Below are 18,557 nucleotides of genomic sequence, written 5' to 3'. Positions count from 1 at the left end.
GGAGATGGGCATCGACGCCGACGCCCAAGAGATCGCCGCGATGGTGTCGGCGCACCCCGGGCTGGCGCGGGCCATGGTCAACATGCACCGGCGGTTCCGCAACACCACCGCCCAGCTCGCCGCCGCCACCGAGGACCGCTACAGCGACGGCAGCGGCAGCGGCACCATCACCATGCCGCACGAAGAGGTCCGCGACTACTTCTACCAGCGGCAGAACTACCTGCACGATCTCGACACCGCCGCCGAGGAACTCGCCACCCGGATCCGCTTCCACCGCGGCGACATCTCCGGCGGCATCATCAAGCGCATGGAGACGGTGCACGACGTACAGCTCGTCCGTCGCGTCGACCTCGGCGAGAACGTCCTGCACCGGTTCGACCCCACCACGCGCGTCCTCGAGATCTCCGCGCGGCTGTCGGGCGGCCAGCAGGTCTTCAAGCTCGCCACCGAGCTCGCCTACCTCGAGTGCGGGGAGCTGATCGAGAAGCTGGTCGCCGAGGGCGCGTTCACCAGCGAGGCCTCCCTCGCCCTGGCCCGCCACGGCCTCGCCAACTACTTCGCCGCGGCGATCATGCTGCCCTACGCGCAGTTCCACGAGATGGCCGAGGACTTCCGATACGACGTCGAGCGGCTCTCCGCCTTCTACGCCGTCAGCTACGAGACCATCGCCCACCGGATGTCGACCCTGCAGCGGCCGAAGCTGCGCGGCGTGCCGTTCTCGTTCGTCCGCGTCGACCGGGCGGGCAACATGTCCAAGCGCCAGTCCGCCACCGGCTTCCACTTCTCCACCAGCGGCGGTACCTGTCCCCTGTGGAACGTGTACGAGACCTTCGCGTACCCGGGCAAGATCATGACCCAGCTCGCGCAGATGCCCGACGGGCGTCGCTACCTGTGGGTCGCCCGCACGGTCGAGCGCCGCGCCGCCCGCTACGGACAGCCGTCGAAGACGTTCGCGATCGGCCTCGGCTGCGAGCTGCGCCACGCGCACCGCCTCGTCTACGCCGACGGCCTCGACCTCGACGACAGCAACCCCGGTACCCCCATCGGCTCCGGCTGCCGTGTGTGCGAGCGGCTGAACTGCCCCCAGCGCGCGTTCCCGCCCCTCGGGAAGGAGCTCGTCATCAACGAGCACCAGAGCTCCGTGTCCCCCTACCTCATCAAGTGACACCCGCGCGACGGCCGGACAGCCGCGCGCCCAACCCGGCTGATTGCCAGGATGGTCGTGAGACGGCGCGGCAGTGCGTCATCGATCTTCTCCACAACCGGACGACCGCTCCCCAGATCCGGTCCGGAGCGCGGAGTTCACGCCGAAGGGCCCCTCCGTCGGGGCACCGTGTTCGCCATGACCGACCACACCCGATCATGCGGCGCGACGCTGTCCGCTCCGGGCTCACCGAGGACGAGATCCGCCGAGCACTGCGCACCGGCGCCCTCGAGCGTCTCGACGCAGGCGTCCACCTGCCCAGGGAGATCGCAGCCGACCTCGACGACGCCGGCCGGCACCTGGTGCGCGTACGCGCGGCCGCCGCCAAGCTCGGCCCCGAGGCCGTGATGAGCACACCTCCGCCGCCGTCGTGCACGGGTTCGCTCTGTGGCGTCCGGACCTCACGCTGGTCCACGTCAGCCGGAATCGACCCTCCGGTGGCCGTCGCACCTCCCAACTACACGTGCACGCAACACCTTTCGCACCAAGCGATGTGGAGATCGTGGACGGGATACGGGTGACCTCGGCGGCGCGCACGATCGTCGACACGGCACGCTGCCTGGATGCCGACCGTGCAGTGGTGCTGGGCGACTCTGCACTGAGGCTGCGGCCTGCGGCCCACCCCGCCCTCCCGGCCGCCTTGACAGCAGCCGACACGCGAACCGGAATTGCGGCGGCTCGACGAATGTGCGCATTCCTGGACGGACGAAGTGGGAGTCCGGGCGAGTCGATCAGCCGCCTCCGCATTCGGGCGGCAGGTCTGCCCGACCCGGTCCTGCAATTCGAGATACGGACAGCCGGTGGCGCATTCGTCGCGCGCACCGACTTCTTCCGGGAGGAGTTCGGCGTCGTCGGCGAGTTCGACGGCATGGGCAAGTACCGGTCTGCGGACCCCGGCGCAAGCGCCGAGACGGTGCGTCGCGAGAAGCTTCGTGAAGACGCGATCCGGGCACAGGGATACGAAGTGGTGCGCTGGACGTGGTCGGAACTCTTCCACTTCGACGACGTTCGCGCGCGAATCGACGCCGCCGCCCGTCGTCGCTGGCGGTAGGTCGTCCGGAAACCCGCACGGCGGCAGGACAGCCGCGCGATGAAAGGAGCGCGCCGCTGTCCTGCGGAGGCGCGGATACATCCGGACCTCGGCGTGTGCGCGTTCGGAAATCGAGCCGTAACACGGGTCACGAACTCGTCACCGCAGGACATTCCCATGCAACACCGGCCGCCTACTCTTCGGTCCACGGATACAGCGCTGTATACGCAGCCCGGATACACCGGGCCCCGTCCGGCTCCCACCTTCGAAGAAGGGCACCTCCATGCCAGTTGCCACGTCCAAGTTCGCCAAGCGCGCCGTCGCCGCGCCGGCCGCGCTGGCCGCCGTCGGCCTCGTGCTCAGCGCCTGCGGCAGCAAGGCCACCGACAGTACCGACGCTGCCGGGTCCGCCTCGTGCGTCGACACCTCCGGCGACACGATCAAGGTCGGTTCGCTGAACTCGCTGTCCGGCACCATGGCGATCTCCGAGGTCACGGTGCGTGACTCGATCGCACTGGCCGTCGAGGAGATCAATGCGAACGGCGGCGTTCTCGGCAAGCAGATCCGGATCGTGGCCGAGGACGGCGCGTCGGAGCCGACGGTGTTCGCCGAGAAGGCCGAGAAGCTGATCAGCTCCGACTGTGTGGCCGCGGTGTTCGGTGGGTGGACGTCGTCGAGCCGCAAGGCGATGCTGCCGGTGTTCGAGGACAACAACGCGCTGCTGTACTACCCCGTGCAGTACGAGGGCCTCGAGTCGTCGCCGAACATCTTCTACACCGGCGCGACCACCAACCAGCAGATCGTGCCGGCGCTGGACTACCTGAAGGAGAAGGGCGTCAAGTCCCTCTACCTCGTCGGCAGCGACTACGTCTTCCCGCAGACCGCGAATCGCATCATCCGCGCGTACGCCGAGGCCAACGGCATCGAGATCAAGGGTGAGGACTACACCCCGCTCGGGTCCACCGACTTCTCCACGATCGTCAACAAGGTCCGCACCGCCGACGCGGACGCGGTGTTCAACACCCTCAACGGCGACTCGAACGTCGCCTTCTTCCGCGAGTACTCCAACGTCGGCCTCACCGCCGCCGACATGCCGGTGATCTCGGTGTCGATCGCCGAGGAGGAAGTGGTCGGAATCGGCGCGCAGAACATCACCGGCCAGCTCACCGCCTGGAACTACTACCAGACCGTGGACGGCCCCGAGAACACGGCGTTCGTCGACGCGTACAAGGCGAAGTACGGTGCGAACAAACCCACCTCCGACCCGATGGAGGCCGCGTACGCGTCGGTGTACCTGTGGAAGAACACCGTCGAGAAGGCGGACTCGTTCGCCGTCGCCGACGTGCAGGCCGCGGCCGACGGCGTCTCGTTCGACGCACCGGAGGGCACCGTCACGATCGACGGGGACAACCACCACATCACCAAGACGGCTCGCATCGGCGAGATCCGGGGCGACGGACTGATCTACACGGTGTGGGAGTCGAACGGGGCGATCGAGCCGGACCCGTACCTCGAGAGCTACGACTGGGCCGCCGGCCTGTCCGGCAGCTGACCACCGTGACCGGGAAGCCGACGAGAAGGGAGGCGACATGGATGTCGTTGTAGGACAGTTGTTCACGGGCCTGAGCATCGGTTCGATCCTGCTGCTGGCGGCGCTGGGCCTGTCGCTGACGTTCGGGCAGATGGGCGTGATCAACATGGCCCACGGCGAGTTCATCATGGCCGGCTCCTACACCGCGTACGTGGTGCAGCAGGTGGTCTCGGCCGCCGGGGTGTCCCTGCTGGTGTCGCTGCTCGTCGGTTTCCTGGTCGGCGGCGTGATGGGGGTGCTGCTCGAGGTCACCCTCATCCGCCGTATGTACCACCGCCCGCTCGACACCCTGCTGGTGACCTTCGGCGTGGGCCTGCTGCTGCAACAGGCCGCCCGCGACATCTTCGGCGCACCCGCCGTCAACGTGGTTGCGCCGCAGTGGCTCTCCGGTGGCGTGGAGATCCTCGGGGCGGTGGTGCCCAGGACCCGGCTGTTCATCCTCGCGCTGGCCGTGGTGTGTGTGGTGATCCTGATCGCGGCGATGAAGTTCACCCCGATGGGCCGGCGCATCCGGGCCGTCGTGCAGAACCGCGATCTCGCCGAGACCGTGGGCATCTCGTCGCGGCGCACCGACATCACCACCTTCTTCCTCGGCTCCGGCCTGGCCGGCCTGGCCGGAGTGGCGCTGACCCTGATCGGCTCCACGAGTCCCACCATCGGCCAGTCCTACCTGATCGACGCGTTCCTGGTGGTCGTCATCGGCGGCCTCGGACGGATCGAGGGCGCCGTCATCGCGGCCGTCGCGCTCGGCCTGCTCAACTCGTTCATCGAATACTCCACCACCGCATCGATCGCGAAGGTGATCGTCTTCGTGCTCATCGTGATCTTCCTGCAGGTCCGGCCGCAGGGCCTGTTCGCGGTCAAGACAAGGAGCCTGGTCTGATGCCTGCCCCGACACGTCTGCCGGCGCTCACCCGACCCGGACCGGCCCGCACGTGGGCCGGGTTCGCCCTCGCCGCACTCGTTCTGTTCGCCCTCGCCCCGGCCGTGCTGTCGGACTTCCGCCTGAACCTGCTCGCAAAGTTCCTGTGCTTCGCGATCGTCGCCGTCGGCATCGGTCTCGCGTGGGGCCGCGGCGGCATGCTCACCCTCGGCCAGGGCGTCTTCTTCGGCCTCGGTGCCTACCTCATGGCGATGCACCTGAAGATCGCCGACGCCGGGCTGCGCGGCGACACCGTCCCGGACTTCATGCAGATCGCCGGCATCCGCGAATTGCCCGGCTACTGGGCGCCGTTCGCCTCTCCGCTGGTGACGATCGTCGCGATCCTGGTGCTGCCCGCCCTGGTGGCGGTGCTGCTCGGGCTCGGCGTGTTCAAACGCCGCGTCAAGGGCGCGTACTTCGCGATCCTGTCCCAGGCCCTGACCGCCGCCTTCGCGATCCTGCTGATCGGCCAGCAGTCGATCGGAGGATCGAACGGGCTCAACCGCTTCCGCAGCTTCTTCGGCCTGTCCCTCGCCGACCCGGCCAACAAGCGGATGCTGTTCTTCGTCGCCGCGGGCGTCCTGCTCGCCGTCGTCGCGCTCACCCGGCAGCTGATGTTCTCCCGCTACGGGGAGCTGCTCGTGGCCGTGCGCGACCAGGAGGAGCGGGTCCGCTTCCTCGGCTACGACCCCGCCAACGTCAAGGTCGTCGCCTACGCCGCGGCGGCCTTCTTCGCCGGCATCGCCGGGGCGCTGTTCGTGCCCATCGTCGGCATCATCTCCCCCGCCGATGTCGGCATCGTCCCCTCCATCGCATTCCTCATCGGCGTCGCCATCGGCGGACGCACGACCCTGCTCGGCCCGGTCCTCGGCGCCATCGGCGTCGCGTGGGCCCAGACCGCCCTTTCGGAGAACTTCCCCTCCGCGTGGACCTACGCCCAGGGCCTGCTGTTCATCGTCGTCATCGGGTTCTTCCCCGCCGGCCTGGCCGGGCTGGCGACGTTGCGCCGGCGACGCACCCGCACCGGCCCGGCACAGCCGATTCCCGAACCGACCACGACGATGGAGCCGGTGAGATGACCGAACCCCACTACGGCGGCAACGCCGGCATGTCCAGCGAGTACCTCGAGATCCGCGACCTGCGGGTCAGCTTCGACGGCTTCACCGCCGTCGACGGGGTGGACCTGACCCTGTTGCAGGGCGACCTGCGCTTCCTCATCGGCCCCAACGGCGCCGGCAAGACCACCCTCGTCGACGCCGTCACCGGCCTGGTGCCGGCCACCGGGTCGGTCACCAAGTCCGGCATCGAACTGCTCGGCAAGAAGGTGCACAAGATCGCCCGCCTCGGTGTGGGCCGCACCTTCCAGACCGCGTCGGTGTTCGAACAACTCACCGTGCTGCAGAACCTCGACATCGCCGCCGGCTCCGGCCGCTCCCCGTGGTCGCTGCTGCGCCGCCGCACGACGGTGCTGCCGCAGATCGAGGAAGCCCTCGAGACGATCGGCCTGACCGACCTGCGCGACGTGCCCGCCGGCATCCTCGCGCACGGGCAGAAGCAGTGGCTCGAGATCGGCATGCTGCTCGTGCAGAACTCCGACGTGCTGCTGCTCGACGAGCCGGTCGCCGGGATGAGCCACGACGAACGCGAGGAGACCGGCCAGCTGCTGCGCCGGATCGGGGCGCAGCGCACCGTCGTCGTCGTCGAACACGACATGGACTTCATGCGCGCCTTCGCCACCTCCGTCACCGTCCTGGCCCGGGGCCGGGTCATCGCCGACGGCACCGTCGAAGAGGTGCAGAACAACCCCCAGGTCCAGGAGGTCTACCTGGGCACCGCGACCGCCGCGCAGGAGGCCTGACATGCTCGAGCTCGTCGACGTGCGCACCGGCTACGGCCGCACCGAGATCATCCACGGGGCCACCCTCACCGTCCCCGCCGACGGGGTCGTCGCCGTCATGGGCCACAACGGGGCCGGCAAGACCACCCTGCTGCGCGCCGCGGTCGGCCTGCTGCCCACCACCTTCGGCCGGATCGTGTTCGACGGCGAGGACGTCACCGCGCTGCGGCCGTCCGCGCGCGTCGCCCGCGGCCTGGCCTACGTCCCCCAGGGACAACAATCCTTCGGCCAGCTCACCTGCGCCGAGAACCTGCAGGTCGTCGCCGACGGGCGCAGACGCGGCAAGCAGCTCGTCGCCGAGATGCTCGACCTGTTCCCCGCCCTCGTGCCGCTGCTGGACCGACGCGCCGGCCTGCTCTCCGGCGGCCAGCGCCAGCAGCTGGCGATCGCCCGCGCCCTGATCACCGAGCCCCGCATGCTCATCCTCGACGAACCCACCGAGGGCATCCAACCGTCGGTCGTCGCCGAGATCGAGAACACCGTCGTCGAACTCAGCCGGCGCGGCGACCTCGGGGTGCTGCTCGTCGAGCAGCACATCGGCTTCGCCCTGCACGCCGCCCAGCGGTACTACGTCCTCGAATCCGGTCGCATCACCGCCACCGGCGACGGCGGCACGGATGCCGCCGGCACCGTCCGCGCGGCCATGGCGATCTGATGAGCACCGGTGGCACGCGGCGCGACCGGGTCTACCGGGCGCTGCGTTCGGACCTGATGACGGGCGTCCTGCCGCCGGACGCACGGCTCGGCGAGGAACGCCTCGCCGAGCAGTACGGGGTCTCCCGCACGCCGGTGCGGGAGGCGCTGGCGCGGCTGGTGTCCGACGGGCTGGTCGAGCGGCGCGAGCAGGGCCTGTTCCCCTACCGGCCGCGCTTCGACGACCTCGCCGATCTGTACGAGCTGCGGACCACGTTGGAGCTGCGCGGGATCCGTCGCGCGCTGGCCGATCCGTCGATCCGGCACGATCCCCACGTGCTCGGCGCCGAGCTCGACCGGTGGTATGCGCTGCGCCGTGACCTGCCCGAGCCGGATGCGGGCTTCGTCGGCCTCGACGAACAGTTCCACCTGGCGTTGCTGGCCTCCGCCGGCAATCCGGCCCTGTGCGACGCGCTGGCCACCGTGAACGCGAAGGTGCGGCCCGTGCGCATGTTCGACTACCTGACGCACGACCGGATCACGGCGACCGTCGACGAGCACATCTGCGTGGCGGAGTCGGTGCTCGCGGGCCGCCTCGAGGACGCCCACGCCCAGCTCCTCGCCCACATCGACACGTCCCGGGCGGTGGTGGTGCAGCGCGCCGAGCAGGCCCGGACGATGGCCCGATTGGCGCGCGCCGTGCGAGACTGACCGGCATGTCACCTCGCATCCGGCCCGGACGGTTCAGGGAGCTCGGCCCGCTCAACTGGGCGGCCTGGCGCGTGCTCTCGACGGTGGCCGGCACGAAGGACGCGCAGCTGTTCAGCACCCTGGGCCGCACCGGTGGCCTGTTCCGCGGCTGGCTGCACTACTCCGGGAAGCTCATGCCGTTCGGGCGGTTGCCCCGGTTCGAATCCGAACTGGTCATCCTCCGCGTGGCGCACCTGCGCGAGTGCGGCTACGAGCTGGACCACCACACCCGGCTCGGCCGCCGCGCCGGGATCACGCCGGAGATCCTGCAGCGCATCCTCGACGGGCCCGGGGCCCCCGGCTGGAGCCCGCGGCACCGGGCGATGCTCGCGGCCGTCGACGAGCTGGTCACCACCAGGGACCTCGCCGACGGGACGTGGAAGGCGCTGGCCGCTCACCTCGACGACCGGCGGATGGTCGAATTCTGCCTGCTGGTAGCGCAATACGACGGACTTGCCACCACCATCGGCGTGCTGCGCATCGAGCGGGACTTCTGAGAGTTCTTCCTAACCGCCGCTTTACCGCGGGCAATCTCGGCGAAACACGACGTCCATAGCGTATACAGCTATGTCGACACGTACGGATACAGCCACGGCGCAACCGCTCCGGACGCGGGTGTACCGGGAACTGCGCACCGAGCTGATGAACGGCTCGATCCCGGTCGGTGAGCGGCTGACCGAGCCGAAACTGTCCGCGCGCTTCGGCATCTCCCGCACCCCGGTCCGGGAAGCCCTCGCGATGCTGTGCGCGGACGGCCTGCTGCGCCGCGAGGAGTACGGATTCTCGCCGGTGCCGCCGAGCATCCCCCGCATCCGCGACCTCTACGAGCTGCGGATCACCCTGGAACTGCAGGGCATTGCGCGGGCGATCGACAATCCCGATGTGCGGCACGACCGCGCCGCCCTCACCGCCGAACGCGAACGGTGGTTGCGCCTGTCCGCCGACCCGCCGCAGCAGGAACCGGGCTTCGTGGTGCTCGACGAGGAGTTCCACGTCGCACTGCTCGCCGCATCGGGCAACGCGGAACTGGCGGGCTCGCTCGAGTCGGTCAACTCCCGGATCCGGCACGTGCGGATGTACGACTTCATGGTCAACAGCCGGATCGAGACGTCGATCGCCGAGCACCTCGCCATCGTCGACGCCGTGCTCGGCGACGAGCTCGAGCGTGCCCACCGGTTGCTGCACCGGCACATCGGTGAATCCCTCGCGGTGGTGCTCGACCGGGTGACCCGCGCCGTCACCGCGATGTCGTTCGCGCGCTGACATCCGGTTCCGCCCCCATACCTTCCTCTTCCCCGTCACCGAAGGAGCCTGTCGTGACGTTCGCTTTCGACACCCTGCTCGTCGCCAACCGTGGCGAGATCGCCTGCCGGATCATGCGTTCGGCGCACACACTGGGGCTGAAGACCGTCGCCGTGTACTCGGATGCGGACGCGTCCGCCGCCCACGTCGAAATGGCGGACATGGCCGTGCGCCTCGGTCCCGCCCCGGCCGCGGAGTCGTACCTGCGGGCGAATCTGGTGATCGAGGCCGCCCTCGCGACCGGTGCCGGCGCGGTCCACCCCGGGTACGGGTTCCTCTCGGAGAACGCGGAATTCGCGGCCGCCTGCGAGGCGGCCGGCATCGCGTTCATCGGGCCCACGCCCGAGCAGCTGCGGGTCTTCGGCGACAAGCACACCGCTCGCGAGGCGGCGCGCGCCGTCGGCGTCCCGCTCGTCGAGGGCAGCGGCCTGCTCGCGTCCGTCGACGCCGCCGTCGCCGCGGCCGAAACCGTCGGATACCCCGTGATGCTCAAGGCCGTCGGCGGCGGGGGCGGCATCGGCATGCAGGCCTGTCACACCCCCGACGAGCTGCGGGACGCGTACGAGCGGGTGCAGCGCCTCGCGTCCGCGAACTTCTCCTCGTCGGGCGTGTTCCTCGAACGGTTCGTCGCCCACGCCCGCCACATCGAGGTGCAGGTGTTCGGCGACGGCTGCGGCCGCACGATCAGCCTCGGCACGCGCGACTGCTCGCTGCAGCGTCGCAACCAGAAGGTCGTCGAGGAGGCGCCCGCCCCGAACCTGCCCGACGCGGTCGTCGAGGAACTGCTCGCGGCGTCGCGCCGGCTCGCCTCGTCGGTGAGCTACCGCTCCGCCGGGACCGTCGAATTCGTCTACGACGTCGAACGCGGCGAGGCGTCGTTCCTCGAGATGAACACCCGCCTGCAGGTCGAGCACCCGGTCACCGAGGAGGTCACCGGTGTGGACCTGGTCGAGTGGATGCTGCGGCTGGGCCGGGGCGAGACCGAGATGCTCGACGCGCTGCCCGACGGCGGACCGCGGATCACCGGTCACGCCGTGGAGGCGCGCGTGTACGCGGAGGACCCGGGGCACGACTACCGGCCCAGCGCCGGACTGCTCACCGCCGTGGAGTTCCCGGCCCACACCCGCGTCGAGACGTGGGTGGACACCGGCACGGAGGTGAGCTCGTTCTACGATCCGATGCTCGCCAAGATCATCGTGCGCGGCGAGTCCCGGCGCACCGCGTTCGCGGCGCTCGCCGAGGCGCTCGACGACACCCACCTGTACGGCGTGCAGACGAACCTGCCACAGCTGCGGCGCATCTGCACCGCCGAGCCGGTGCTCGAGGCCGCACACACCACCGCGACGCTGCGGGACATTCGGGCGACGGGCCACCGCATCGACGTGCTGCGCGCGGGCACCATGACCACGGTGCAGGACTTTCCCGGCCGGATCGGCCTGTGGGAGGTCGGCATTCCGCCGTCGGGCCCGATGGACGACCTGTCGATGCGCGCGGCCAACGGCGCCGTCGGCAACCCGGAGGGGGCACCGGCGCTGGAATGCACGCTGCAGGGCCCGCGCCTGAAGTTCTCCGACCCGACGCTCGTGTGCGTCACCGGCGCCCCGGTCGTCGCCACCGTGGACGGGGTGCCCGTGCCGATGTGGGAGCCCGTGGAGGTGCCGGCCGGCGGCGTGCTCGACGTCGGCGCCCCGGCCGAGCAGGGCCTGCGCACCTACGTCGCGGTGCGGGGCGGGCTCGACGCCCCGCTCTACCACGGCAGCGCCGCCACGTTCACCCTCGGCGGCTTCGGCGGCGTCACCGGTAGAGCCGTGGCCACGGGTGATGTGCTCGGCGTGGCGGAGTCGCCCGCCCCTGCCGGCCCGGCACCCGTACCCGTGGACCGTCGCCCGGAGTTCACCCACACGTGGCATCTCGCCGTCACCGAGGGTCCGCAGCCCGCCCCGGCCTACTTCACCGAGGACGACCTGGCCCAGTTCTACGACACCACGTGGACGGTGCAGTCCCACGCGAACCGCACCGGCATCCGCCTGGACGGCCCCAAGCCCACCTGGTCGCGGACGGACGGCGGCGAGGCCGGGCTGCACCCGTCGAACCTGCACGACAACCCCTACTCGGTGGGCGCACTCAACGTCTCCGGCGACACCCCGATCCTGCTCGGTCCGGACGGCCCGAGCCTGGGCGGGTTCGCGTGCCCGCTCACGGTCGTCTCCGGTCACCGCTGGAAGATGGGGCAGATCCGGCCCGGGGATTCGGTGCGGTTCGTTCCCGTGACCGACGAGGCGGCGGTCGAGCTGCGCGGCGCGGCGGCCCGCGCCCGCGACGTCCCGCCCGTGGCGCGGCCCGCCACCCTCGACGGCGGCCGGCTGGCCGGTACCCCGGCGTTCCTGGACCGTCCCGAGGTGGTGTACCTGCGCGGCGGCGACGACAACATCCTCGTCGAGTACGGCGACATGGTGCTCGACCTGGGGTTGCGGATGCGGGTGCACGCCCTGTCCGAGGCGCTCGCGGCCGTGCGCCTGCCGGGGATCGTCGACGTCACGCCGGGGGTGCGGTCGCTGCACGTGCACTTCGACCCGGAGGTGCTGCCCCAGCACCGGCTGCTCGGGACCCTGCAGGACCTCGAGACGGAACTGCCGGCCACCCACGATCTGGTGGTGCCCAGCCGCACCGTCCGGCTGCCGCTCTCGTTCGACGACCCGTCGATCTCCGAGGCGATCTCCCGCTACCACAGCGGTGTGCGCGACTCGGCGCCGTGGCTGCCGTCGAACACCGAGTTCATCCGGCGCATCAACGGACTCGACTCGGTCGAGCAGGTCCGCGACACGGTGTTCGACGCCGAGTACCTCGTCCTCGGCCTCGGCGACGTGTATCTCGGTGCGCCCCTGGCCGTTCCGCTCGATCCCCGGCACCGGCTCGTGACGACGAAGTACAACCCGGCGCGCACGTGGACCCCGTCGGACGCCGTGGGCATCGGCGGGAAGTACCTGTGCGTCTACGGCATGGAGTCCCCCGGCGGCTACCAGCTGATCGGGCGGACGGTGCCGATCTGGTCGGGGTACCGGCAGGCCGGCCCGTTCGAGGACGGCAAGCCGTGGCTGTTCCGCTTCTTCGACCGGATCGTGTGGGAACCGGTGAGCCCGGAGCAGCTGCTCGAGTACCGCGCCGCGTCCCTGGCGGGCCGGTTCGACGCCGAGGTCTCCGAGGGCACGTTCGCCCTCGCCGACCACCTGCGGTTCCTGGCGGAGAACGCCGAGTCCATCGACGCGTTCCACGAGCGTCAGTCCGCGGCGTTCGAAACCGAGAAGCAGGCGTGGCACGCGGCCGGTGAGTTCGACCGCACCGAGCCGGCGCCGATCGAGGTGGTCGAGCCCGTCGACCCGCTCGCCGGGATGCCGGCGGGATCGGTCGTCGTCGAGGCCCCCATGGTCGGCAACGTGTGGCGGGTCGAGGTGGCAGAGGGCGAACGGGTCGCCGCCGACGACACCGCCGTCATCCTCGAGGCCATGAAGCTGGAAATGCCCGTGCCGGCAGCCGTCGAGGGGACCGTCCTGAAGGTCCTCGTCGGGCCGGGCGCGAAAGTCGCCCCCGGCACCCCCCTTCTCGTGATCGGAGCAGCATGAGCATCGTTGTGGAAAATGGACTTTCGGCTGCGCCGTCGTCGAGCAGGGCCCGGGCGGAGGCGGCGCTGCGCCGCCTCGGCGAGGTGGACCGGCCCGAGGTGTGGATCGCGCTGCGGCCGGCCGCGGATGTGCTCGCCGACGCCGACGCCGTGGACGCGCGCGTCGCGGCGGGCGAGGACCTGCCGCTCGCGGGTCTGCTCGTGGCGGTGAAGGACAACGTGGACGTCGCCGGACTACCCACCACGGCCGGCTGCCCCGAGTTCGCCTACACCCCCACGGACACCGCGTCGGGCGTCGCGCGCCTCGTCGCTGCCGGTGCGGTGATCCTGGGCAAGACCAACCTCGACCAGTTCGCCACCGGACTCGTCGGCACCCGCAGCCCGTACGGGGCGGTGCGCTGTTCCTGGGATCCCGAACGCGTATCGGGCGGATCGAGTTCGGGCTCGGCGACCGCGGTCGCGCTGGGCATCGCGGACATCGGGATCGGCACGGACACCGCGGGATCCGGCCGGGTCCCGGCCGCGCTGCAGGGACTGGTGGGCATCAAGGCCACGCTCGGCGTGATCCCGGCCCACGGCGTGGTGCCGGCGTGCGTGGACTACGACTGCCTCACCGTGTTCGCCACGTCGCTCGACCTGGCCGTGACGGCGGCGAAGGTGATGGCCGGGCCGGAACCGCGCGACCCGCGCTCCCGGAGGTGGCCGTCGGACGTGCCGTTCGCCGCGCCGTCCACGCCGCGTGTGGCGGTGCCGCGCGCGGAGGACCTCGTCGAGTTGTGCGACGAGTATCGAGAGGCGTTCGCGCGCACCGTCGCCGCAGGGCGTGCGGCGGGACTCGACGTGACCGAGGTCGACGTCTCGCCGCTGCTGGACGCGGCGACACTGCTCTACGACGGTGCCGTCGTCGCGCAGCGGTACGCGGCCGTCGGAGAGTTCCTGGCGACGAACCCCGCCGGGGCGGATCCGACGGTCGCGGCGATCGTCGCGGCCGCGGAGCGCCCCGCGGCGCACGAACTGGTGGCCGATCTCGACACCCTGACCCAGGCCAAGGCGTTCGCGGCGGACCTCCTCGACGGATTCGCCGGACTGCTGCTGCCCACCACCACCGAGCATCCCACGATCGCGGCGGTACAGTCCGACCCGATCGGGATCAACCGGCGGATGGGCACATTCACGAACTTCTGCAATCTGCTCGACATGGCCGCGGTCGCGGTACCGGGTGCACCGACCGCCGAGGGCCATCCCTTCGGGGTGATGGTCGTGGTGCCGGCCTTCGCCGACCAGGTCGCCGTGGACCTCGCGGCGCGGTTGACGGGCGTCGCCGCGCCGGGATTCGCCTCCGGCGGGGTCGAGCTGGCGGTGTTCGGGGCGCACCTGCGCGACCAGCCGTTGCACTTCCAGCTCGAGGAGATCGGTGCCCGGTTCGTCGAGGAGGTCCACACGTCCGACGCGTACCGCCTGACGGCGCTGAACACCACTCCCCCGAAGCCCGGTCTCGTCCGCCACGGCGCCGGCCGGGGCGCGCCGATCGCCGGCGAGGTGTTCCGGGTCTCGGAGGCCGGCCTGGGCCGGTTCCTGGCCGCGCTGCCCGCGCCGATGACGCTGACCAGCGTCGAACTCTCGGACGGGCGGTGGGTCGTCGGATTCGGTTGCACGCACGACGCCGCGGCGGACGCCGTCGACATCACCGAGTTCGGCGGCTGGGTGGCCTACCGGACTCGCTGAATTCCCGCGCTGAACCGGAATCCGCTCAGGCTGTGTCGTGGGCGGATTCCGGTTCAGCGCGTGGATCTTCGAGCGACGGCCCGGGCGAACCTCCGGGCGACGACCTCGAACCGATCCAGGTCGGCCCATGTCCACCGCACGACCTCGAAGCCGAGGTCACGCAGAGCGTCCTCGCGGTGCTTCTCGGCGACGAGGTCGCGGCGGTCGGCGTACTTCCCGGCACCGTCGAATTCGCCGACGACGCCCTGCGATTCCCAGAAGAAGTCGACGCGGTACCGGCGCCCGTCCCGAGCCACGACCTCGTGTTGCAGGGCAGGTACCGGCAGGCCGAATCGCGCCATGCGCAGGCGCGACACCGACTCCCCGACGCTCTCGCTCCGTCCGTCGAGCAGGTCCACGACGGCGGCGGCCCGGGACACCCCGGTGCGGTGACGGGCCGCGGCGAGAACTGCGGGCAACCGGTCGCGGGCGGACGCATCGGCACGCAGTCCGGAGTCCCCGGCGACGACCGCCTCCTCGAGTGGCAGCGACCGGCCGAGGTCGACGATGGTGCGCGCCACCGAGGTGACGCGGACACCGTCGAGCGTGACGACATCGCCGTCGCACCAGTCGGTTGCATGGACGTGGAGGTACGTGACCCTGCGCCCACTCGCGGACGTCCGCGAGACGTGTACGCGGCGCAGATCCGCGTTCCACACGTCCAGGCCCAGCAGGACGGCGGCGGACACGTGGCTGAGCGCATCCCCCGGGCGGAGACCCGAGCCGACGTGCCGTGCCAGGATCCGGTGCCGGCCGGTGTCGTCGAGCGGGCCGTCGTCCGCCCGCCGCAGATACACGCCCCGTTTCAGCGCGACGAGGTCGCCTGTCCGCAGCGCGGCGCGGAGCCGGTCGTCGGTGACACCCTGCGCCAGCAGATCCCGTCTGGTCAGGGCTGTGGGATCGGTCATGGACCGAGCGTGGCGCATGCGCCGAGTCGAGCCGGCGCAGATCGGGACGCACCGGCACATCTGGGGATGAAGCGGCCGCCTGTGGACAACCTGGATCCGCTCGCGGCGCCGGAATCTGCCCATGCTGTGTCGTGGGCGGATTCCGGTTCGCCGCGTGGATTACCGGCTCAGCGCCGTGGCCACCGGCGTGCTCGGGCGTCCGATGAGTCGCTGCAGGTCGCCGCTGTCGGTGTCGAGGGCGCCGACGGCGATGCCCGCGTCGGAGTCCGCGAGGATAGCGGCCATCGGAGCGGGCACCCCGGCGCTCTCGAGGACCTTCGTGTACTCGTCCCGGGGCAGGTCCTTGTAGGCGACGGGCGCGCCGACGATCCCGGACAGGACGTCGGCGAGTTCCACGTAGGTGAGGCGCTCGTCGCCGCCGAGCTCGTAGATCCGGCCGGCCTGGTCGTCGGCGAGCAGCACGGCGGCGGCGGCCTCCGCGTAGTCCTTGCGGGCGGCACCGGCGACGCGGCCGGTGCCGGCGGCGCCGAACAGGGCGCCGGTCGCCTTCGCCGTGTCGACAGCGGCGGCATAGTTCTCCCAGTACCAGCCGTTGCGCAGCAGCACGACGTCCAGGCCGGAGGCGGCGAGCAGGTCCTCGGTGGTCTTGTGCTCGGCGGCCAGGGCCAGGGGGCTGCGCTGCGCGTCGAGGACGCTGGTGTAGGCTACGAGGCCGGCCCCTGCGGCCTTCGCGGCCTCGATGACGTTGGTGTGCTGCGCAATCCGCCGGCCGACCTCGCTTCCGGAGATCAGCAGGAGCTTGTCGACGCCGGCCAGGGCGGCGACGAGTGCGTCCCGGTCGCCGTAGTCGGCGACGCGCACCTGCACGCCCCGGGCGGCGAGGTCGGCAGCCTTCGCGGCGTCGCGGACGATCGCGACGACGTCGGACGGCTCGGCACCGCGGTCGAGCAGGGCGGTGACGACGTGGTGGCCGAGGTGGCCGGTGGCACCGGTGACGGCGATGGTCATGAGATCTCCTCGAGAACGGAAGTCGGGAACACCGCCATCAAACCACTTACTAATCGTAAGTGCAACCCATCAAGTAAGTACGCCACGAAGTGTTCGCACATGTACGCTGGGGGGCGTGACGACGGATCCCGCACTCGAAGCGAACGTGTTCGCCCGCGCGTGCACGTCCCGGCAGGTCCTGCAGAACGCGACCGGCCGCTGGGGCGTGCTCGCCCTGGCCGCCCTGGGCGAGGGCCCGCACCGGTTCGGTGAACTGCGCCGCCACGTCGACGGGGTGAGCGAGCGCATGCTGTCCCAGACGCTGCAGCAGCTCGAGCGCGACGGCCTCGTCCACCGGCGGGTGGAAACGACCATTCCGCCCAAGGTCGAGTACAGCCTCACGCCGCTCGGCGCGCAGGTCGCCGAGCACCTGCGCGCCCTCATCGGGGTACTCGAGTCGAGCATGCCGGAAGTGCTTGCGGCACAAGCAGAGTACGACCGAACCCATCGGCCGTAGCAACGATCGTCAGCGCGGCGGCGGTTCGACCTCCACACCACCGTGCTCGTGCTCCGGGCCTGCTGCGGGATGGTCCGCGGGCAGTCGGCTGCGGAACCGGGCGGCCTCGCTCGTCGCCGGCTTCCGTGACGACGGATCGTCCGCGCTGCGATACGGACCGGGCTTCGGCCGCGGCTTGCCGCCGGGGAACGCGAGGCGCAGGATCGTCCGGTGCACGGTGCCCCACTGCCTGGACAGGGGCCCGGTGTTGTACGGCAGTCCGTACCGCTCGCAGATGTCCTTCACCTCGGGCGCTACCTCGGAGTACCGGGTGCTCGGCATGTCGGGGTAGAGGTGGTGTTCGACCTGGTAGCCGAGGTTCCCGCTGATCACGTGGAACAGCGGACTGCCCTCGATGTTGGCCGCACCGACCAGCTGGCGGACGTACCATCCGCCGCGGCTCTCGTTCTCGACCTCCTTCCGGCTGAAGGTGTACGTCTGGTCCGGGAAGTGGCCGCAGAAGATGATCGCGTGCGACCACACGTTGCGGATGATGTTGGCGGTGAAGTCCGCCGCCAGGGTGGCGAGGAACGTCTTCTCCACGCCCGGCAGGACCTTGTCGAGCACGTCGGCGACGAGGTCGGCCCGGCGGCCGGCCGCGCGGCCACCCCCGAGGCGGCCGAGTCCGCGCAGCCGGCGCCCGATCCGGGAGTTGGCCGGCTGCGGAATCCGGCCGCCCGACAGCAGCTGCACGGCGGCGAACGCGCCGGCGGAGACCAGGGGCCAGCCCACGTAGTCCTTGACGAATTGCCGCCGCGCCTTGCCTGCGATGCCCTTCAGTTCGCCGAGCACCTGCGCCGGGGTCTTCTCCCCCGCCCACAGCGCATCGAGATCCAGGTCGTGCAGCGCCACGCCCCACTCGAAGAACGCCATGAGCAGCACGTTGTAGAACGGCTGCGCAAGGTAGACCGGATGCCACTTCTGGTGCGGGTCGATCCGCATGATCTCGTACCCGAGATCCTTGTCCTTGCCGCGGATGTTGGTGAAGGTGTGGTGAATGTAGTTGTGCGAGTGTTTCCAGCCCGCCGCGGTCGACGCGGTGTCCCAGTCCCACACCGACGAGTGGATGTCCGGATCGTTCATCCAGTCCCACTGCCCGTGCATGACGTTGTGGCCGATCTCCATGTTCTCGAGGATCTTGGCCATGCCGAGGCATGCGGTGCCCGCGACCCACGCCGGCTTGGACGCCGACCCGAGCAGCAGGGCACGGCCGGCGACGGCGAGCTGTCGCTGCGTCGCGATCACCGTCTTGATGTAGCGGCGGTCGCGCTCCCCCAGGTCGGCGTAGACCCGGTCGTGGATGGCGTCGAACTCCTTCGCCAACGCCTCGAGCGTTTCCTCGCTCAGATGCGCGAGCGGACTTTCGATCTCCGTCGTCATCTCGCGTTCCTTTC

At 70.6% G+C, this 18,557-nt stretch carries 17 protein-coding genes; 14 read left to right on the top strand and 3 right to left on the bottom strand.

Translation table 11 applies throughout. The features are described 5' to 3' along the window. The 13 genes from AIIKEEIJ_RS14385 to atzF form a co-directional block, all read left to right on the top strand. On the top strand, nucleotides 1-1,165 hold a 1,165-nt coding region (locus tag AIIKEEIJ_RS14385), incomplete at its 5' end, for a short-chain fatty acyl-CoA regulator family protein (RefSeq protein ID WP_161995936.1). 197 nt (nucleotides 1,166-1,362) lie between these two features. Continuing rightward, complete coding sequence (locus tag AIIKEEIJ_RS34030; RefSeq protein ID WP_338020955.1) at nucleotides 1,363-1,725, top strand: hypothetical protein; 363 nt, start codon at nucleotides 1,363-1,365, stop codon at nucleotides 1,723-1,725. Next, the gene (locus AIIKEEIJ_RS34025) at nucleotides 1,698-2,255 is read left to right on the top strand and encodes a hypothetical protein (RefSeq protein WP_338020954.1); all 558 of its coding nucleotides are present in this window, start codon (nucleotides 1,698-1,700) and stop codon (nucleotides 2,253-2,255) included. The genes AIIKEEIJ_RS34030 and AIIKEEIJ_RS34025 overlap by 28 nt, the downstream gene beginning before the upstream one ends. Before the next feature lie 262 nt (nucleotides 2,256-2,517). Continuing rightward, on the top strand, nucleotides 2,518-3,786 hold the full coding sequence (urtA, locus tag AIIKEEIJ_RS14375) for an urea ABC transporter substrate-binding protein (RefSeq protein ID WP_006932975.1): 1,269 nt from the start codon (nucleotides 2,518-2,520) through the stop codon (nucleotides 3,784-3,786). A gap of 37 nt (nucleotides 3,787-3,823) precedes the next feature. Further along, nucleotides 3,824-4,708, top strand: coding sequence for an urea ABC transporter permease subunit UrtB (gene urtB / locus AIIKEEIJ_RS14370; protein ID WP_006932965.1), 885 nt, complete (start codon nucleotides 3,824-3,826; stop codon nucleotides 4,706-4,708). Further along, the gene (urtC, locus tag AIIKEEIJ_RS14365; RefSeq protein WP_006932963.1) at nucleotides 4,708-5,826 is read left to right on the top strand and encodes an urea ABC transporter permease subunit UrtC; all 1,119 of its coding nucleotides are present in this window, start codon (nucleotides 4,708-4,710) and stop codon (nucleotides 5,824-5,826) included. The genes urtB and urtC overlap by 1 nt, the downstream gene beginning before the upstream one ends. After that, entirely contained in the window at nucleotides 5,823-6,605 is a 783-nt protein-coding gene (urtD, locus tag AIIKEEIJ_RS14360; protein WP_006932961.1) for an urea ABC transporter ATP-binding protein UrtD, read from the top strand. Before urtC ends, urtD begins: the two co-directional genes overlap by 4 nt. 1 nt (nucleotide 6,606) lies before the next feature. Continuing rightward, entirely contained in the window at nucleotides 6,607-7,299 is a 693-nt protein-coding gene (gene urtE / locus AIIKEEIJ_RS14355; protein ID WP_006932959.1) for an urea ABC transporter ATP-binding subunit UrtE, read from the top strand. Further along, nucleotides 7,299-7,988 carry a GntR family transcriptional regulator gene (locus AIIKEEIJ_RS14350; RefSeq protein WP_006932958.1) on the top strand — a complete coding sequence of 230 codons (690 nt, stop codon included), beginning with the start codon at nucleotides 7,299-7,301 and terminating at the stop codon, nucleotides 7,986-7,988. The genes urtE and AIIKEEIJ_RS14350 overlap by 1 nt, the downstream gene beginning before the upstream one ends. A 5-nt stretch (nucleotides 7,989-7,993) precedes the next feature. After that, a complete protein-coding gene (locus AIIKEEIJ_RS14345) occupies nucleotides 7,994-8,524 on the top strand; it encodes a carboxymuconolactone decarboxylase family protein (protein WP_006932956.1) in 531 nt (176 codons plus the stop codon). A 70-nt stretch (nucleotides 8,525-8,594) separates the two neighbouring features. Next, nucleotides 8,595-9,290: a GntR family transcriptional regulator gene (locus tag AIIKEEIJ_RS14340; RefSeq protein ID WP_029545262.1), complete on the top strand. Its 696-nt coding sequence runs from the start codon at nucleotides 8,595-8,597 to the stop codon at nucleotides 9,288-9,290. Between the two features lie 53 nt (nucleotides 9,291-9,343). Then, entirely contained in the window at nucleotides 9,344-12,949 is a 3,606-nt protein-coding gene (gene uca, locus AIIKEEIJ_RS14335; RefSeq protein WP_161995935.1) for an urea carboxylase, read from the top strand. Next, nucleotides 12,946-14,673 carry an allophanate hydrolase gene (gene atzF / locus AIIKEEIJ_RS14330; RefSeq protein WP_161995934.1) on the top strand — a complete coding sequence of 576 codons (1,728 nt, stop codon included), beginning with the start codon at nucleotides 12,946-12,948 and terminating at the stop codon, nucleotides 14,671-14,673. Before uca ends, atzF begins: the two co-directional genes overlap by 4 nt. 53 nt (nucleotides 14,674-14,726) lie before the next feature. On the opposite strand, the gene AIIKEEIJ_RS14325 is transcribed toward atzF, so the two are convergent. Further along, nucleotides 14,727-15,620 (bottom strand): hypothetical protein, encoded by an 894-nt coding sequence (locus AIIKEEIJ_RS14325; protein ID WP_161995933.1) that lies wholly within the window; start codon nucleotides 15,618-15,620, stop codon nucleotides 14,727-14,729. A 159-nt stretch (nucleotides 15,621-15,779) separates the two neighbouring features. Further along, nucleotides 15,780-16,628, bottom strand: coding sequence for an SDR family oxidoreductase (locus tag AIIKEEIJ_RS14320; protein WP_050035653.1), 849 nt, complete (start codon nucleotides 16,626-16,628; stop codon nucleotides 15,780-15,782). A 115-nt stretch (nucleotides 16,629-16,743) separates the two neighbouring features. On the opposite strand from AIIKEEIJ_RS14320, the gene AIIKEEIJ_RS14315 reads away from it, so the two are divergent. Next, nucleotides 16,744-17,124, top strand: coding sequence for a winged helix-turn-helix transcriptional regulator (locus AIIKEEIJ_RS14315; RefSeq protein ID WP_029545273.1), 381 nt, complete (start codon nucleotides 16,744-16,746; stop codon nucleotides 17,122-17,124). Between the two features lie 9 nt (nucleotides 17,125-17,133). Here the strand turns inward: AIIKEEIJ_RS14315 and AIIKEEIJ_RS14310 are convergent, their stop codons facing one another. Next, nucleotides 17,134-18,543, bottom strand: a complete 1,410-nt coding sequence (locus tag AIIKEEIJ_RS14310) for a fatty acid desaturase (protein ID WP_161995932.1) — start codon at nucleotides 18,541-18,543, stop codon at nucleotides 17,134-17,136. Nucleotides 18,544-18,557: the final 14 nt, after the last annotated feature.

This window comes from Rhodococcus sp. YH1 (genome assembly GCF_009939605.1).
Classification (GTDB): Bacteria; Actinomycetota; Actinomycetes; order Mycobacteriales; family Mycobacteriaceae; genus Rhodococcus; species Rhodococcus aetherivorans.
Note: the sequence above shows the minus strand (reverse complement) of the source record. Positions and strands in the feature narration are given on the sequence as shown.

Coding starts and splice junctions, on each gene's coding strand:
- urtC (WP_006932963.1), top strand. CDS start 4,708: ATGCCTGCCCCGACACGTCTGCCGGCGCTCACCCGACCCGGACCGGCC.
- AIIKEEIJ_RS14320 (WP_050035653.1), bottom strand. CDS start 16,628: ATGACCATCGCCGTCACCGGTGCCACCGGCCACCTCGGCCACCACGTC.
- atzF (WP_161995934.1), top strand. CDS start 12,946: ATGAGCATCGTTGTGGAAAATGGACTTTCGGCTGCGCCGTCGTCGAGC.
- AIIKEEIJ_RS14340 (WP_029545262.1), top strand. CDS start 8,595: ATGTCGACACGTACGGATACAGCCACGGCGCAACCGCTCCGGACGCGG.
- urtB (WP_006932965.1), top strand. CDS start 3,824: ATGGATGTCGTTGTAGGACAGTTGTTCACGGGCCTGAGCATCGGTTCG.
- urtD (WP_006932961.1), top strand. CDS start 5,823: ATGACCGAACCCCACTACGGCGGCAACGCCGGCATGTCCAGCGAGTAC.
- AIIKEEIJ_RS14350 (WP_006932958.1), top strand. CDS start 7,299: ATGAGCACCGGTGGCACGCGGCGCGACCGGGTCTACCGGGCGCTGCGT.
- urtE (WP_006932959.1), top strand. CDS start 6,607: ATGCTCGAGCTCGTCGACGTGCGCACCGGCTACGGCCGCACCGAGATC.
- AIIKEEIJ_RS14310 (WP_161995932.1), bottom strand. CDS start 18,543: ATGACGACGGAGATCGAAAGTCCGCTCGCGCATCTGAGCGAGGAAACG.
- AIIKEEIJ_RS14345 (WP_006932956.1), top strand. CDS start 7,994: ATGTCACCTCGCATCCGGCCCGGACGGTTCAGGGAGCTCGGCCCGCTC.
- AIIKEEIJ_RS14325 (WP_161995933.1), bottom strand. CDS start 15,620: ATGACCGATCCCACAGCCCTGACCAGACGGGATCTGCTGGCGCAGGGT.
- AIIKEEIJ_RS34030 (WP_338020955.1), top strand. CDS start 1,363: ATGCGGCGCGACGCTGTCCGCTCCGGGCTCACCGAGGACGAGATCCGC.
- urtA (WP_006932975.1), top strand. CDS start 2,518: ATGCCAGTTGCCACGTCCAAGTTCGCCAAGCGCGCCGTCGCCGCGCCG.